We start from the raw sequence: 15,579 nt of genomic DNA on the forward strand, positions 1-15,579 counted from the left end.
GCCCGCCCCGGCCCCCGCGGCCGCGCCCGCCCCGTCCGCTCCGGCGCCCGTCGCCGCCGCGCCGGGCGAGCTCGCCGCGCCCGAGGTGCGCCCGCTCAGCATGATGCGCAAGGCCATCGCGCGTCGGCTCGTCGAGTCGAAGCAGACCGTGCCGCATTTCTATCTGACGATCGACGTCGACGCCGATCCGCTCAATGCCCTGCGCGAGCAGATCAACGCGGAGCTCGCCGCCGCCGCGGAGCCCGGCAAGGACGCGACGAAGATCTCGCTCAACGATCTGCTCGTCAAGGCCTGCGCCATTGCATTGCGCCGCGTCCCCGAGTGCAACGCGCAATACTCGCCCGACGCCATTCTCGTGCACCGCCGCGTCGACATCTCGGTCGCCGTCGCGGTCTCCGAGGGCCTCGTCACGCCCGTCGTGCGCGATGCCGACAAGAAGAGCGTCACCGCGATCGCCGCCGAGATCCGCGATCTCGCGGGCCGGGCGAAGGCGAAGAAGCTCAAGCCCGAGGAAATGGCGAACGGCACGTTCTCGATCTCGAACCTCGGCATGTACGGGATCGACGAGTTCTCCGCGGTCATCAACCCGCCGGAGGGCGCGATCCTGGCCGTCGGTCAGGTGCGGCGCGAGCCCGTCGTGAAGGGCGACGCCGTGGTCCCCGGTCGCCGCCTCGCGATGACGCTCTCCTGCGATCACCGCGTCATCGACGGCGCCGTCGGCGCGACCTTCCTGAAGGCGCTGCGGGCGCTGATCGAGCGCCCGATGCAGATCCTCGTCTCCTGACGAGGCGGCGAGGGTGCGCCCCGATGCGGGCGCACCCTCGGTTCAACCAATCACAGATTGTTCTGGCAATTGCGGCGCGTGAGCCACTCGACCACGGACCGCACCATCGGCCGATAGCCGTACGACGGCGACGCGAGGTCGTCGAGGTTCACCGGACAAACCGAGCCGACGACCGCCTGATCGCCGAGCGACTGGAACAGCGCCAGCTGCCGGAGGCCCGGGTACGCCTTCGCCCGGACCTGGAGCGTGGGCGCATTGTTGTTCGCGGGATCGGGCGCGCAGAGGGGGTTGTCGTTGACCACGGTGCGGCAATCGCAGGCCGTGACGTTCGGGTCCGTGCAATCGCGCTGCTCGCCCGGCAGGAGCGGCAGGATGCACGCGTACTGGAGGTCGTCGTTGGGGATGGTCCACTCGTGCCCGTTGATGGGGTTCGCGTTCGGCGTCGACGCGTCGACGAGGACGTCGCCGGTGATCGGGTTCGTGCCGACGCGCTTCGCGACCGACTCGTTCATGAGCGGATCGAGCGGCGGGAACTTGTTGTTCGCCAAGCTGCTGCCGAGGATGACGTTCCAGGTCGTGAAGTTGGTCCCGTCGATCGGCGCCGCGAGCTCGGCCGCGGACTTGAAGCCCTTCGAAGCGTCGGTCGGGTCCCGCGCCACGTCCTGCCAGGGCACGCCCACGAGGCCGGTGACGAGGACCTTCGCGGGCCCGCGGATGTCCGTGAGGCCGTCGGTCGGGTCGAGGTCGGAGAAGAGCGGGTTCGGGACGAGATCGCCGGCGCGATTCGGGATCACGTGCTCGGTGAAGGCCTGCGTGTACCGGTCGATCGGATAGAGGAAATCGATGCCGAAACGGCGCTTTTGCTCCCAGCAGCGCAGGTTGATGTCGTCCTCCTCGGCGTCGTAGAGCGCCGGCCCGCCATTCGGGTCCTGGCACGACGGATCGGGCGCGCACGCCCCCGGATCCTGGCCACACGATTTGCAGCACGGATCGTCCGGGTAGAGCACGCATTCCTTCCGCGCGCGTGGCATCCGCACGGCGCTCGCGCCGATCTGGAGCTGGTTCACGTAATAGAACTGCCCGTACTCCTTCGTCGAGCAATCGTTCTCGTCGGTCAACATGAGCACGGTGACGAGCGAATCCGGCCGCAAGAACTCCGCGCGTTGCTGCAAGAGCGCCGTGTCGATGCCCTCCGGCGTCGCCCGGTTGTTCACGACCGAGATGCTCTCGTAGGGCTCCGGATCCACGAGGAAGCGGTAGACGCTCTCGAGCTGCGACTCGTAGCCGCAGCCGATCTGCCCGACGCCGATGACCATCTCGCGCAGCGCGGGCACGAGGCCGCCGCCCATCCCGTCGTCGACCACGGCCTCACCCGGCGGACTGAGCTGCTGCTCGGGATCCCAGGCGAGGAATCCCTTGTTCGCGTACGTCGGCACCTCGGCCGTGCCGCACGCATTCGTGCGCGCGAGCAGGTGCGCCTTGTCGTTGTTCGTCAGGTTCGGGGCCGGCCCGCACTCCATGCTGTTCATGACCACGTTGGGGCATGCATCCGCGCCGTGGCCGCCGATGCTGGAGCTGATGACGCCGACGTGAATGTCGGTCATCGGCTCGAAGGCGCGGAACGTGCCGGCAGGACACGCCTCGGTCGGCCCGCTCGGCTGGGACGAGGCGGGCACGCCCGCCTGGTCGATACACGGCGGATTCACGACGCCCTGCACGATGTCCGGGATCGCGCGGGCCAGGATGTTCTGCTTGTCGGCCATGCTCCGCGAATTGTCGATCGCGAAGAGCAGGTCGAGCCGCTCGGCCGCGATGCAGCCCATGGGGCCGCCGCCGCCGATGCCGCCGATGCCGCCGCTCCCGCCGTTCCCGCTGCCGCCCGTGCCGCCGCCCGCCCCGGCCATGCCGCCCGTGCCGCCGCCCGTCACCTGATCGGGGCACCCTGAAAGCACGACGAGCGCCACCAGACCGAATCCAAAGATCGTCCCACGTCGACCGATCATGTCATGCCTCCCTGCAAGGATAAGGACCTCGCGAGGAGACCTGGCCCGAAAGCGAGCGTCAAGGGGTTCGCAACAAATCGCGCGCGCCGTCTGCGACGAATTGCACGGCGATCGCCGCGAGGATGAGGCCCATGACGCGCTCCAGGATCGCGACGCCGCTCCGCCCGAGGACGCGCTGCACGAGCGGGGCCGCGCGCAGGATGTAATAGGCCACGACAAACGTGATCGTGACGGCGAGGAGGACGGGCACGGCGAAGAGGAGGCTCCGCCCGTTGCCCTGGGACATGAGCACCATCACGCTGGCGATGGAGCCCGGGCCGGCGAGCAAGGGCATGGCGAGGGGCACGAGCGCCACGTCTTCCTTGCGGGCGCTCTCCTCGGTCTCCTCGGGCGAGGTGCGGGTCCCCGCGCGCTTGGCGCGCAGCATGTCGAGCGCCGTGAGCATGAGCAGGAGCCCGCCCGCCACGCGGAAGGCGCCGAGGCTGATGCCGAAGATCTTGAAAATGAGGCCGCCGAAGACGGCGAACGTCATCAGGATCAAGTAGCCCGTGACGCAAGCGCGGCGCGCCATCTGTCGCATCTTCTCGGGCGGATCGTTCCCCGTGATGGCGAGGAAAATCGGCACGACGCCGATCGGGTCGACCACGAAGAACACCGCCGAAAGGGCGACGAAAAAGAACGTCACGAGATCAGTCACGGGCACATCCCCCTGAGCGCTATAGAGCCAGGCAAGGCGAGGCGCCAGGCTCATGCGTCCCGCGACGCGGGTTGACGGAGGGCGAACGCCGGGGTATCTGGCCCTCCCCATGTTCCGCGTGACCGAAGAAGTGCGGTTTTGTTATGGCCACCGCCTGCTCGACTACGAAGGCCGTTGCGCCCGCATCCACGGTCACAACGCCCGGGTCGAGATCGAGCTCTCGGCGCCCGTGCTCGACCGCAAAGGGTTCGTCGCGGACTTCTTCGACATCGAGAAAGCCGGCAAGGACTGGATCCTCGCGCAGTTCGACCACCGCCTCATCCTGCGGGAGGACGACCCCGTCATTCCCTACCTGAAGCAGGCGGGCGAGGCCTTCGTCACGCTTCCCGTGAATCCGAGCGCCGAGAATTTCGCGAAGCTCATTTTCGATCACCTGCGCGCCCACGGGCTGCCCGTCACGGCGGTGCATTTCTACGAGACGGAGACGGCCGTCGCGACGTACGACGAGCGCTAGGAGCGTTCGATGAGCAAGGCGGCCCTCGTCACCGGCGCCGGCAAGCGGATTGGCCGCGCGATTGCCATGACGCTGGCGCGTGACGGGTGTTCGGTCGCCGTCCATTACAACCGCTCGCGCGAGGAGGCGGAAGGCGTCGTCGCCGCGATCGCATCGGCCGGCGGGCGCGCGGCGGCCGTCGGAGCGAACCTCGCGGACGAGGCGGAGACGGCGTCGCTCGTGGATCGCGCGGCGGACCTCGTGGGGCCGCTCGTGGCGCTCGTGAACAACGCCTCGACGTTCGCACACGACACGCTGGAGACGGCCACGCGCGCATCGTGGGACCTGCACATGGAGGCGAACCTCCGGGCGCCCTTCGTGCTCACGCAGCAATTCGCGCGGCGCCTGCCGGAGGGCGCGGAGGGCGCGGTCGTGAACATTCTCGATCAGCGCGTGTGGAACCTCGACCCGTTTTACACGACGTATACCGTGAGCAAAGCCGGGCTCTGGGCGCTCACGCAATCGCTCGCGCTCGCGCTCGCGCCGCGCATCCGGGTGAACGCGGTGGGCCCCGGGCCGACGCTGCAGAGCGCGACGCAAACCCCCGAGCAATTCGCCGCGCAATGCGAGGCCACGCCGCTCCGCCGCGGGTCCACGCCCGAGGACATCTGCGATGCCGTACGGTACCTGCTCTCGGCCCGCGCGGTGACGGGGCAGCTCATCGCCGTCGACGGAGGTCAGCACCTCGGCTGGGCCACGCCGCCGCCAGGTTCGACCCCCGATTGATCGGATCTCGCCCCGGCCGGACCTGTGTTATCGAGGGGTATGCCCCCGACGGCGATCCCCATGGCCCCCGGCGAGAACCTGCTCGGCCACGCCCACCACTTCAAGCTCGATCGATTGCCCTTCTTCCAGCGCGTCGCCGCCACGGGTGACGTCGTCGCGGCGCGGATGTTCCACCGCACGTTCCATTTCGTGAACGGGCCCGGGGTCGCGCACGAGATGCTGGTGGAGAAGGCGCGGAGCTTCGAGAAGGCGCCCGGCATCCGGATCCTGCTCCACGACCTCGCGGGCCAGGGGCTCTTCACGAGCGAGGGAGATCTGTGGCGGCGCCAGCGCCGCTTGCTCTCGCCGCTCTTTCATCCGACGCAGCTCCAGACCTACGTGAGCGCGATGAACGGCGAGGCCCTGCGCGCCCGCGAGCGGCTCGAGGACGGCGAGCGCACGGACCTCGCCGCCGTGACGACGCGGATCGCGATGGGCGTCGTCGGTCGCGCCCTCTTCGACGCGCGGACCTTCGACGAGGCCGACGAGCTCGGCGAGGCACTCACCATCGCCCTCGGCTGGGTGAACGATCGCCTCGGGACGCCGTACATGACGCTGCAGATCTCGGCGGTCGAGGCGACCGAGGTCCTCGAGGGAAAACTCCCGCCGTGGCTCGAAGGCGTCCGCGCCCGCGCCCGCGCCGCGCTCGACGCGCCGATCTTCATGCCCGGCCGGAACGATCCCACGGTGAAGCGCGCCCTCACGGTCCTCGACAAACGCATTCAGGCGATGATCGACGACCGCAGGGCGAGCCGCGCCGATCGCAAGGACCTGCTCACGCGACTCCTGTACGCGCGCGACGCCGATCTCGGCGGCGACGGCATGAGCGACAAGCAGGTCCGCGACGAGGCCAATACGCTGTTCATCGCGGGGCACGAGACCACGGCGACCGCGCTCGCCTGGTCGTTTTACCTCCTCGCGCGGGATCCTGCGGCGCGGGCGAAGGTGCAGGCCGAGGCCGACGCCTTCGGCCCCGACGGCCCCACGTCCTACGACCCGGAAAAACTCGCCTATACGACGCGGGTCTTCAAGGAGGCGCTGCGCCTCTATCCGCCGGTCATCGTGCTGCCGCGGCGCGCGCTCGAGCCCGTCGAGCTCGGCGGCCACCGCTTCCCGGAGAAGAGCATCTTTTTCGTGAACGTCTACGGCATGCACCACCGCAAGGATTGCTTCGCCGATCCCGAGCGATTCGATCCGGACCGTTTTTCCCCGGAGAACGAATCCAAGCGCCCGAAATCGGCGTGGATCCCGTTCGGCGTGGGGCCCCGCGTGTGCATCGGCAACCATTTCGCCCTGATGGAAGGGCCCGTCGTGCTCGCCACGCTGATGCGCGGGCTGTCCTTCGAGGTCGAACCAAAGGACATCGAGCCCGAGACATTCGCCACGCTCCGCCCGAAAGGCGGCGTGTGGGCGCGCGTCCGTCGCCGCAGCGCGCCCTGACGCCCTCCCCGCCCGTCCCCCCGCCTCCGCCTCCCTCGCTCCGCTCCTCCGCCTCCCTCGCTCCGCTCCTCCGCCTCCGTGCCGCGCCTGGACACGAACGTGTCCTTCATCACTTCGTGTGCACAAAAGTTTAGACAAAGTTTGCACATTCCGTGAACAAACGATATTACGTAGAACGTTCGCTGCACAAAACAGCGAGCGAGACCACATCCACCCTTCGTTCGAAGGCCAGGTTCAGGAGTATCGACCGTGAAGCAAGAGCTCCTCCGTTCTCCGCACGTGATGCTGGGCGCAGCGCTGCTCGTTTCGTCCCTCGGAGGGCTCGGCGCCTGTCAAAAGGCCGAGGAGAAGGCCGGGCCGGGCCCGGAGCCCGCCGCCGCGGTGCCGGGTCGTTGCGTCTACACGAGCCCCTTCACCCAGGCCGAAGAGTGCCGCGATTACACCGGCAAAGGCTGGTCCGCCGAGACCGCCGAGGCCGATTGCAAGGACCAGGGAACGTCCACCTTCACGAAAGCGGAGCGCTGTACCTATCCGACGACGCTCGGCCGGTGCGTGCTCGACGGCGGGAAGGACGACGAAACCAGCATTGTCTTCCCCGGCGAAGACACAACGCAATGCACCTCGACCCAGCGCGGCTGCGAGCTCTTCGGCGGCGGCAAGTTCGTGCCCGACGCGTGCGAGGGCGTGGTCGACGACCCGGGCGACCCCGATCCGGAGGGTTCGGTGTTTCAATGGCCCACCGAGGTGTGCGTGGACCCGAAGGCCGGCGAGCCCGCGGGCCAGAGCGGCGGCAAGGTCTGCACGTTCGGCGCGATCTCGGGCTGCACCGAGCCCGGCCGCAACTTCGCGGAGTACGCGTCCTGCGAGACGGTCCTCACGCAACGCCCTTACTGGCCGGCCCCGCCCTCCGATTTCAAGACGCCCGAGGGTGATCCGCGCCTTTCGGACTCGCAATGGCTCGGCGAGCTCGCGTGGGTGACCGAGCAAGTCGAGGCCTGCGGCTGCGTCTGTTGCCACTCGTCGAAGGCCGCGCCCGCCGAAGGTCCGTCAAACTGGTACATCGAGGCCGGCCCGATCTGGACCGACAGCTTTTATCCGACGGGCCTCGCGCTCGCGGCCGGCTGGGTCTCCTCGGCCGCGCTCGGCGCCTATCCGCCGGACCAGAACAACGGTTTTTCCCGTGACGTCGCCGGCCTGCCGACCACGGACCCGGCAAGGATGGTCGCGTTTTTCGAGGGCGAGCTCCTCCGCCGCGGATTCGAGAAGGAAGATTTTGCGAACGAAACCCCGTTCGGCGGGCCTCTGTATCAACAGAGCCTTTACGTGCCGAGCGATTGCGACGCCGGCCAGGGCGTGGACGCCGCCGGCAAGATCACCTGGACCGGCGGCGACGCCCGTTACGTTTACGTCTTATCGGCGGACGCGAAGAACCCGGGCGTTCCGCCGAACCTCGACCTGCCCGAGGGGACGATGTGGCGCCTCGACGTGGCCTCGAACGCCGCACCTGTGAAGAGCGGTATCACCTACGGCGAGGTTCTGCCGAATACGAAGCAGGGCTACCCCGCAGAAGGCAGCCCCGAGAAGCTCGTCCCGGGCACGAAATATTATCTGTATGTGTGGGCGGACGTTGGCGTCCCGATCACGCGGTGCCTGTTCGATTCCCCGCTCTGAGCAGGATTACGCCCGGACAACCTCGATGACCACGGGCGGCCGCGGCCGCGCTCCGTGTCGCTGCGCGGCCTTCGCGTCGTGCCACGCTTGCAGCGCCAGCATCGCGTTCTTCGGGCCGACCAGGTCCACGAAAGCGCGCGCCGCGCCAAACGCCGACCAATCGCGCTCCCGATGCGTCACGGCGTAGGGGCCTCGCTCATCGAGCCCGCCCTCGTCGAACGCCTGAAAGACCTCGATCATCCGGCCGTCGCGGATGTTCTTGCAGCCGAACTTCGCAAGATCCTCGCCTGTCGGCAGGTGCCCCACGAGATGTGTCTCCGTGACGAGCGTGCCGCCACAGAGGATCGCCCCCGCCACCTTCGAGATGGCGTCGAGCCACGCCGCCGAAGCGGCCGCCTGCTCATCTACTTCCCCGCCCCCTTCGAGCTCTGCCACGAGTGCCTCGAGGTCGTCCCGCTCGATCCGGCCCCACCGCCGTACCCACTTCTCACGACCGCGGCGGGGCCTGCGTTGACCATCGGTCGGATCGGCTGTTTTGGATCGCATCGCGGGGTCTACCTGCTCCTCTGCACGATCCGAGCCCCCGGGAAAGCGCCACACGGGGACGAGCTCGGAAGATCGGGCCGGCGAGCCTCTACCGGGAAATTTCGGACACCGCAAGTGTTCTTTCACGGACGTGACGTTCTCGCCCGGGACACACAGGTTCTTCCCATCCGCCCGGGACCATGTGTAGAACGGCCGCCCTCCGCATGCGTACCTCCTCGTTCGAATGGATCGCCGACGACGGCAAGCCGATCTTCGTGAACGTCTTTTCCCCCGACGAGGGCACAAAGCCGGTCGGCGTCGTCCACGTGTCGCACGGCATGAGCGAGCACGGCGCCCGCTACGCGCGGCTCGCCGAGGCCCTCACGGCGCGCGGCCTCGTCGTCGAGGCCCACGACCACCGCGGCCACGGGCGCACCGCGAAGTCCGACGACGAGCTCGGCTACTTCGGCCCGGGTGACGGCTTCGGCCGCGTCATCGCCGACCTGCGCGGCCTGCTCGCCCGCGCGCGCGCTGCCTACGCGGGCCTGCCGCAGGCGCTCGTCGGCCATTCGATGGGCTCGCTCATCGCGCAGGGCGTGCTGCCCGAGGAGGGCGGGAGGCTCGCCGCCGTGATCCTTTCGGGTACCAACGGTCCTCCCAGCATGCTGGCGCGCGCGGGCGCGCTCGTGGCGAAGGCCGAGCGCGCGCGGCTCGGCGAGCGCGGCAAGAGCACGGTGATCCAGGGGATGTCGTTCGACGCGTGGAACCGCACGTTCAGCCCGAACCGCACGCCCTACGACTGGCTTTCGCGCGACGCGGCCGAGGTCGACAAGTACGTCGCCGACGCGCGTTGCGGCTTCTCGGCCACGACGGCGCTCTGGGTGCAGCTCCTCAGCGCGATGCCCACGCTCGCGCGCGCGGATGCGCTCGCGCGGATCCCGAAGCGCCTGCCGGTCTACGTGGTCGCGGGCTCGGAGGACCCGGTCCACGAGCGAACGAAGAACCTGCGCGGCCTGCTCGACGCGTACGCGAAGGCGGGCCTCTCCGATGTGACGTACCGCGTCTACCCGGGCGCGCGTCACGAGCTGTTCAACGAGACGAACCGGGACGAGGTGATCCGCGAGGCCTCGGAGTGGCTCACCCGCAAGCTCACGGGCCCGTCAGCGCACGAGCACTGAATCCCCCTCGATCAGGATGTCGTCGAAGCTCCGCGCCGTCGGGTGATCCACGAGGGGCGGAGCGCCGTCGCGCGCGAGCCCGACACGGAGCAAGCCTGCGCCGCGCGCAGCGTCGAGCTCGGCCTTCACGTCCGACAGGAAGAGCACCTCGTGCGGCGGGACGTCGAGCGCGGCCGCGATGCGCGCGTACGACGCGGGATCGGCCTTCTTGCCGGTCGTCGTGTCGAACCATCGGTCGAAGAAGCCCGCGAGATCGCCCTCGATCGTGTGCGCGAAGAGGAGCTTCTGCGCGAGCACCGATCCGGACGAGAACACGGCAAGCCCGATCCCGCGCGCCTTCCACCGCGCGAGCGCGCCGGGGACGTCCGGGTACACGTGGGATCGATAGGCCCCCGCGTGATACCCCTCCGCCCAGATCATGCCCTGGATCGCCTTGAGCGACGTCGCCTTGCGGTCCTCGTCGATCCAGCGGAGCCAGAGCGAGATCACCGCCTCGTCGGACAGATGCGAATCCCCCACCTCCGCCCGCGCCGCGTCGAGCGCTGAAACGACGCGCGCCTCGTCGGCGTGCGTCCGGACGAACGACGGGAGCGACGCCCGCGCGTGCGGGAAGAGCGTTCCGGTCACGAAGGCGATCGACGTGGTGGTGCCCTCGATGTCCGTGACGATGCGCTTCACCACGGCTCACCCCGCGCGAGGGTGTCGGCGTCGGGGAAGCCGCGCGCGATGTCGTCGCCCGTGAAGCTCGCGACCCAGCCCTCGGGCGTGCCGAAGAAACGGATCGCGCAGAAGTCGGGCTGCGCGCCCATGTCGAACCAGTGCCTTGTGCCGGCGGGGACCGAGAGGAGGTCGCCCCGCTCGCAACGCACGGCGACCACCATCGGGCTGAGGCGCAGATAAAACACCCCGGCGCCGTGCACGAAGAAGCGGACCTCGTCCTCGCCGTGCGTGTGCTCTTCGAGGAACTTTTCCCGCGCCGCGCGGGCCTTCGCCGGCCAGCTTGGATCCTGTGGATCGGGCGAGAGCCGCGCGACGTCGACGGCGGGATACCCGCCCTCGCGACAGAGCTTTTCGATCGGCGCCTGGTACGCGGCGAGGATCTCCTCCGCGGTGGCCTTTGGCGTGAACGAAAACGGAGCGTCCCAGACCTCGAAACGAATGTGGGCGAGGCCCAGGTACGCCGCGATCTTGGCGTGGTCCGAGAGGACGCGGACGGGCGCTCGGGGATCGTTTTCCCAGAAAACGTGGATCGAGCTCACCCCTGGAGGATCGACCCAAACCGATCCTCGCTGCAAGCCCGTTCACGCTCTTCAGTAATTGACCTGGATCTGCAAGCGGAGAAGCCGGCCACTCTCCTGGGGGTAAGGCGGCTCGGGGTAGGTGCGCTCCGCGATCGTGTACGCCGCGGTGGCCTCGACGGCGGGGATGGGCTGCCATTCGAGGCCCATCTCGAGCTCGCGGACCTTGTAATGCGGCGCGTTCGTCTCGAACTTGCGCCCGCCGTCGTACATCACGCCGCGGACATAGGGCAGGAAGGTGCCGATCTTGGCCATGGCCATGACGTACCCACCGGAGATCGGGCGCTCGACGACGCGATCGCCGACGAGCTCGGGCCCGCGGCCGATGTTGTATTCGGCCTGGAGGCCAAACGGCTGCGGATACAGGACGAACGAGGCGTGGGCGCGGACGTCGCGCATCTCGTCCGGCGCCGTGACGTCGTCCGAGGTTTTCACGACGAACTTGCCGGCGTACCCGCCGCCGCCGATCTCCACGATCTGGCGGCCGATCTGGAACGGCCAGGTGATACGACCGACGACGTGCGGCGTGTCGTTCCGCTCCTTCTGGTTCGCGGTCTGGCCATTGTACACGCCGAGCGCGACGACGCCGTAATCGCCCGAGCCCTTGAGCCCGTCGTCGACGAGCGCCTTGAACCGCTTGCGAATGCGCTCGGGCGCCCAGTAAAAGAAGATGCCGAGATCGCGCTCGTCCTTCACAGCGCTGTTCAATGCGTCCGAGCGATCGAACGGCGCGCGGTTCTGGCTCGACTGCATGTTCTCGAAGCCGTACGGCACCTTCGACTGGCCGACGCGGAAGCGGAACTCTTTTTTCTTGTCGAGGGCGATGTCGGCATACCAGTCGCGCAGCGTGGGGACGTGGTACTGGTCGGAGACGACGGTCGCGAAATCGGGCTGGATGTACACGAAGACGCGCTCGTGCACGTCGCCCTGGACGATCAGGCGGGCGCGACGAATCAAGAAACCGCCGTCCTTGCCGATCGAGCGGTCGCCCTGGGTGTTGACGAGCCGCTCGTTCGTCGCGCCGAGCTGGTTGTACCGGACCTGTGAATAGCCGCGGATCTTGATCTTGTCGTACCAGTGCTGCGAGGCCTTGCCCGCGCCCTCGCCGGGCTTCGACGCGGCGGGCTTCGGCGCGGGTTTGACCGCGGCGGGCTGCGCGGGCGGGATCGTGGCCAGCGCGATCTCCGATCGGGGCGCGGCGGCGACATCCGCCGCGGCCGAGCGCGAAGACAAAAGAAGACCAAACACCGCGGCGAGGGCCGAGCGCGCGGCCAAACGTGCGAGCGACATGGAAGGACTCCGGGGGCGTCCCGGCCTTTCTCGTGTGCCTACACGCTAGGCGACTTTGGTGACGAACTCGTTACGGCTCCGTCGCGACGACGTTACCGATTCGTTCGCGTTCGTTACGAGCCGGAGAAGTTTTGTTGCGGAGAGGGTCTCACCGCCTGCCGTGGAGCACGCACTCGAGGAGGAACTCGATCGCCTCCACGTGCCGCGCCGCCTCGTTCACGTTGCAGCCCCACGTGTAGAGGCCGTGCCCCGCGAGGAGGTAGCCGTAGACGCAGTCGTCACCGCCGAGCTCCGCGTCGACCTGCGCGGCGAGGCGCGGGACGTCCTGATCGTTCGGGAAGATGGGCAGGCGGATCGAGGTCTCGTGCGTGCTGATGCCGACGAGGGCCTTCAGCATCTCGAATCCGGACAGGATGACGTACCCCTCGGCGAGGAGCGCGCGTGACAGGACCGTGGCAGCGACGGAGTGGGTATGCGCGATGGCGGTGACGCTCGGGCGTCGCCGATACACCTGTGCGTGGAGCGGCGTCTCCGCGGAGGGACGGCCTTCGGTGAGCGGGTTTCCCTCGAGGTCGACGACGAGCAGGTCCTCGGCCCGCAGCGCGCCTTTGTCGAGGCCGCTCTTCGTGACGACGAAGCGGTGCGCGTCGAGGCGAACGGAGAAGTTGCCGCTCGTCGCCTGGGCCCAGCCCCGCGCGTGGCAACGACTCGCGAGCGAGAGCAAGGTGGCCGCGGCGGACTCGGGGAGGCGATGTTCCTGCACGCTCGACCCTACCCGGCCAGGACAACGCGAGCAAGCCCTGGCATGCCCGCCGCGCGGGCGCTCCTCGCTTGACATTCCCGGTAGACTTTGCTGGCCTCGCGTCCTCCAGACGGAGATTTCCGCAGGAATGGAGCGGTCCCCGATCGGCCGGCCGCTTTCGCCGATGTCCGCGTTCGAAGCCCTCCCCAACCGTCGCATCCTGTGGCTCGCCGCGTTGCTCCTCGGGATCCTCCTCGGGACCTCCCTCGTCGGTGTCCACCTCGATTCGCCGACGATGGACGAGCCGGTCCACCTCGTGCGGGGCCTCTCCTACTTCTGGACCGGCGATACCCGGCTCGGCTATGCGCACCCGCCGCTCGCGGACGCCCTGCTCGCGCTGCCGGCCGCGCTCCTCGGCGATCGCGTGGATCTGACCGCGTTTCCGGCGTGGGCCGACGCGGACACGGGCAAGCTGGCCGAGCAGTATTTCACGGCGCACTGGGCGACGGCGCGGGCCGGGCTCGTGCTCGCGCGTCACGTAAATGTGTTTTTTTCGTTCCTGCTCGGGCTTTACGTATTCCGCTTCGCGCGGCGGAGGGCCGGCGATCGTGCTGCGCTCTTTGCGCTCGGGATCCATTGCCTGCACCCGACGTTGCTCGCGCACGGCCGGCTCGTCACGACGGATCTGCCGATCGCGCTCGCCACGACGATCGCCCTATGCGAGGCGGCCGAGCATTTCGAGCGACCGCGCCTCCGCACCGCGATCACGACGACGCTCGCGGTCGCGGCGGCATTCTGCATCAAATACAGCGCGGCGTTCCTGGTCCCGCTCCTCGTCTCGCTGGGGTTTTTCTTCGCCTTTCGCGGAGGCGCCGAGGGCGACGCGCCGACCCGACGCGGGAGAATCGGGCGATTCGCCGCGCACGCCGGCGCCGTCGCGCTCGCCGCGGTGCTCGCGGTCAATGCGGCGTACGGGTTTCAGCGGACCGGCTGGACGGTCGAGCGGATCCTCGCAGAGCCCGAGCCGCAGAGCTACATCTCGAAGCGGGAGCATCAGCGGCTCCTGGAGGAGCGCTCGCCGATCGCGCTCCTGCCGCGCTGGCTCCCCGTGCCGCTGCCGTACACGTACGTCTTCGGCCTGTCGATGGTCTCGGTGCAGAGCCGCGACGGGCATTCGACGTATTTCCTCGGCATGCGCGCAGGCGGCGGCTGGGCCGGGTATTTCCCGGTGATGCTCGCAATCAAGAACCCGCTCGCCGTGCTCGTCTTGCTCGGCGTCGGGCTCTCCCGCGCGATCCGCCGCCGCGCCGCGCCGGATCGCGTGGCAAGCACGCTCCTCGCCGGGTGTGGCCTCTTCCTCGTGATCTCCATCGGCTCGAACATCAACATCGGCGTGCGGCACGTCCTGCCAGTGATGCCATTCTTCGTCCTCGGGGCGGGGACGGTCGCCGCCGAGCTCTGGGAGGAAGGGCAGCGGCGCGCGCGGACGCGGTTCGCCCTGCTCGGCGCAGGCACGCTCGCCTCGGCGATCGCCTGGGTTCGCCACCCCGTCGGGTATTTCAATGCACTGACCCTCGGCCCCGTCTTCGGGCCGTTCGTCAGCGTCGTCGGCGAGGACTGGGGGCAGGACATGGCCGACGTCGCCGCCGCCCTGAAAGCCCGGAACCTCGGGCCCGTGCATTACCACCGTTATGGCTGGATGATGGCGCGCGAGCTCGAGGCAAACGGCATCGAATTCGAGCGCTTTCGCTGCGGCGACCACCCCGGCCCCGGCGTCGCCGTCGTACACGCCGTCACGCGCGCCCGAAGACCCTCCTGCCACCCCGAGCTCTTCGCAAAAGAGCCGCTCCTCGTCGTGAACGGACGTCTCTTCGTCTACGCCCTCGACGCACCCGAGCCCCCCGCCACGCCGCCTCCCCGCCCGCGCCTCGTCCTCCCTCCCCCGCCAAACGCCGCCTCCCCCGACGACGAGGACTGATCCGCAAGCGTCCGCACGAGATCGCTTGACAGGTACCACTCGACCCTGTATCGATATTGAACATCACTTTCATTTTCAACGAGCAAGGCATCCGAGCCACGACCCCCAGGAGACACGCACCATGTCCTGTCCCGCGAAGGCTTCCCCCTGCGCTCCCGTGACGCTGTCGCGTGGTCCCGTCGCCCGCGTCGACCACTGCCCGCAGTGCAACGTGATCTCGATCCACCTCGGCGCGACCTCGATCCGGCTCGAACCCGCAGCCTACGAGGCAATGTGGGGCACGCTCTCCCACGCACTGCGCGTGCTGCGCGGGCTCACCGAAGCGCCCGAAGCCACGCCGGCCATGTGGACGTCATCCGGCGGGACTGCCTGACGAAGGGCGCCTCGCCGGGGCGCTGCCCCGGACCCCGCGGGGGCTGTTCGCCCCTCGACCCGAACCAGGGCCAGCCCTGGACCTTTTGGGGAAGAACTGCGCAACGCGCAGTTCTTCCCACAGGCCGCCGCTGGTACCACGTCGCCCGTTGAGCCGTCAGCGCGGCTGTCTTGGTTGGCAGGGTCGGTTGCGGTCTTGACCTGGCCCGTTCGATGAACTGCGCATCGCGCAGTTCATCGACCCCGAGTCCAGCGCTTGCGCTGGTCCGGGTGCAGGGGTGGA

Annotated in this window: 15 protein-coding genes; 8 read left to right on the plus strand and 7 right to left on the minus strand. The window is 68.8% G+C overall.

The genetic code is table 11. The features are described from left to right. Positions 1 to 784, plus strand: a 784-nt coding sequence (locus QHF85_RS48260; RefSeq protein WP_281334312.1) for a dihydrolipoamide acetyltransferase family protein, incomplete at its 5' end; no start/stop codon positions are given. A 50-nt stretch (positions 785 to 834) separates the two neighbouring features. On the opposite strand, the gene QHF85_RS48265 is transcribed toward QHF85_RS48260, so the two are convergent. After that, positions 835 to 2,787 (minus strand): hypothetical protein, encoded by a 1,953-nt coding sequence (locus tag QHF85_RS48265; protein WP_281334313.1) that lies wholly within the window; start codon positions 2,785 to 2,787, stop codon positions 835 to 837. 58 nt (positions 2,788 to 2,845) lie between these two features. After that, entirely contained in the window at positions 2,846 to 3,484 is a 639-nt protein-coding gene (locus QHF85_RS48270) for a MarC family protein (protein ID WP_281334314.1), read from the minus strand. 109 nt (positions 3,485 to 3,593) lie between these two features. Between QHF85_RS48270 and QHF85_RS48275 the strand changes: the two genes are divergently transcribed. The 4 genes from QHF85_RS48275 (at position 3,594) to QHF85_RS48290 (ending at position 7,913) form a co-directional block, all read left to right on the plus strand. Further along, complete coding sequence (locus QHF85_RS48275) at positions 3,594 to 3,998, plus strand: 6-carboxytetrahydropterin synthase (RefSeq protein ID WP_281334315.1); 405 nt, start codon at positions 3,594 to 3,596, stop codon at positions 3,996 to 3,998. Between the two features lie 9 nt (positions 3,999 to 4,007). Continuing rightward, entirely contained in the window at positions 4,008 to 4,763 is a 756-nt protein-coding gene (locus QHF85_RS48280; RefSeq protein ID WP_281334316.1) for an SDR family oxidoreductase, read from the plus strand. Between the two features lie 39 nt (positions 4,764 to 4,802). Continuing rightward, the gene (locus QHF85_RS48285; RefSeq protein WP_281334317.1) at positions 4,803 to 6,242 is read left to right on the plus strand and encodes a cytochrome P450; all 1,440 of its coding nucleotides are present in this window, start codon (positions 4,803 to 4,805) and stop codon (positions 6,240 to 6,242) included. A 249-nt stretch (positions 6,243 to 6,491) separates the two neighbouring features. Then, a complete protein-coding gene (locus tag QHF85_RS48290) occupies positions 6,492 to 7,913 on the plus strand; it encodes a proteinase inhibitor (protein WP_281334318.1) in 1,422 nt (473 codons plus the stop codon). 6 nt (positions 7,914 to 7,919) lie between these two features. Here the strand turns inward: QHF85_RS48290 and QHF85_RS48295 are convergent, their stop codons facing one another. Continuing rightward, entirely contained in the window at positions 7,920 to 8,459 is a 540-nt protein-coding gene (locus QHF85_RS48295) for a hypothetical protein (protein ID WP_281334319.1), read from the minus strand. Between the two features lie 203 nt (positions 8,460 to 8,662). Between QHF85_RS48295 and QHF85_RS48300 the strand changes: the two genes are divergently transcribed. Beyond that, positions 8,663 to 9,616, plus strand: coding sequence for an alpha/beta hydrolase (locus tag QHF85_RS48300; protein WP_281334320.1), 954 nt, complete (start codon positions 8,663 to 8,665; stop codon positions 9,614 to 9,616). On the opposite strand, the gene mtnC is transcribed toward QHF85_RS48300, so the two are convergent. The 4 genes from mtnC to QHF85_RS48320 form a co-directional block, all read right to left on the minus strand. Next, positions 9,599 to 10,297 (minus strand): acireductone synthase, encoded by a 699-nt coding sequence (gene mtnC / locus QHF85_RS48305; RefSeq protein ID WP_281334321.1) that lies wholly within the window; start codon positions 10,295 to 10,297, stop codon positions 9,599 to 9,601. The two genes, QHF85_RS48300 and mtnC, sit on opposite strands and share 18 nt — an antisense overlap. Continuing rightward, positions 10,291 to 10,875, minus strand: a complete 585-nt coding sequence (locus tag QHF85_RS48310) for an acireductone dioxygenase (protein WP_281334322.1) — start codon at positions 10,873 to 10,875, stop codon at positions 10,291 to 10,293. The genes mtnC and QHF85_RS48310 overlap by 7 nt, the downstream gene beginning before the upstream one ends. 51 nt (positions 10,876 to 10,926) lie before the next feature. Continuing rightward, positions 10,927 to 12,204 (minus strand): porin, encoded by a 1,278-nt coding sequence (locus tag QHF85_RS48315; protein WP_281334323.1) that lies wholly within the window; start codon positions 12,202 to 12,204, stop codon positions 10,927 to 10,929. A gap of 148 nt (positions 12,205 to 12,352) precedes the next feature. Further along, on the minus strand, positions 12,353 to 12,967 hold the full coding sequence (locus QHF85_RS48320) for a methylthioribulose 1-phosphate dehydratase (RefSeq protein WP_281334324.1): 615 nt from the start codon (positions 12,965 to 12,967) through the stop codon (positions 12,353 to 12,355). A gap of 127 nt (positions 12,968 to 13,094) precedes the next feature. Here QHF85_RS48320 and QHF85_RS48325 point away from each other — a divergent pair, with 127 nt between their 5' ends. Next, complete coding sequence (locus tag QHF85_RS48325; RefSeq protein ID WP_281334325.1) at positions 13,095 to 14,924, plus strand: glycosyltransferase family 39 protein; 1,830 nt, start codon at positions 13,095 to 13,097, stop codon at positions 14,922 to 14,924. Between the two features lie 157 nt (positions 14,925 to 15,081). Further along, positions 15,082 to 15,297, plus strand: a complete 216-nt coding sequence (locus QHF85_RS48330) for a hypothetical protein (RefSeq protein WP_281334326.1) — start codon at positions 15,082 to 15,084, stop codon at positions 15,295 to 15,297. Positions 15,298 to 15,579: the final 282 nt, after the last annotated feature.

The organism is Polyangium sp. 6x1, assembly GCF_029946515.1.
In the GTDB taxonomy this organism is placed as follows: domain Bacteria; phylum Myxococcota_A; class Polyangia; order Polyangiales; family Polyangiaceae; genus Polyangium.

What these genes read in the sequence shown, in the direction of transcription:
- QHF85_RS48265 (WP_281334313.1), bottom strand. Translation starts at nt 2,787, where the DNA reads ATGATCGGTCGACGTGGGACGATCTTTGGATTCGGTCTGGTGGCGCTC.
- QHF85_RS48275 (WP_281334315.1), top strand. Translation starts at nt 3,594, where the DNA reads ATGTTCCGCGTGACCGAAGAAGTGCGGTTTTGTTATGGCCACCGCCTG.
- QHF85_RS48315 (WP_281334323.1), bottom strand. Translation starts at nt 12,204, where the DNA reads ATGTCGCTCGCACGTTTGGCCGCGCGCTCGGCCCTCGCCGCGGTGTTT.
- QHF85_RS48295 (WP_281334319.1), bottom strand. Translation starts at nt 8,459, where the DNA reads ATGCGATCCAAAACAGCCGATCCGACCGATGGTCAACGCAGGCCCCGC.
- QHF85_RS48280 (WP_281334316.1), top strand. Translation starts at nt 4,008, where the DNA reads ATGAGCAAGGCGGCCCTCGTCACCGGCGCCGGCAAGCGGATTGGCCGC.
- QHF85_RS48300 (WP_281334320.1), top strand. Translation starts at nt 8,663, where the DNA reads ATGCGTACCTCCTCGTTCGAATGGATCGCCGACGACGGCAAGCCGATC.
- QHF85_RS48285 (WP_281334317.1), top strand. Translation starts at nt 4,803, where the DNA reads ATGCCCCCGACGGCGATCCCCATGGCCCCCGGCGAGAACCTGCTCGGC.
- QHF85_RS48325 (WP_281334325.1), top strand. Translation starts at nt 13,095, where the DNA reads ATGGAGCGGTCCCCGATCGGCCGGCCGCTTTCGCCGATGTCCGCGTTC.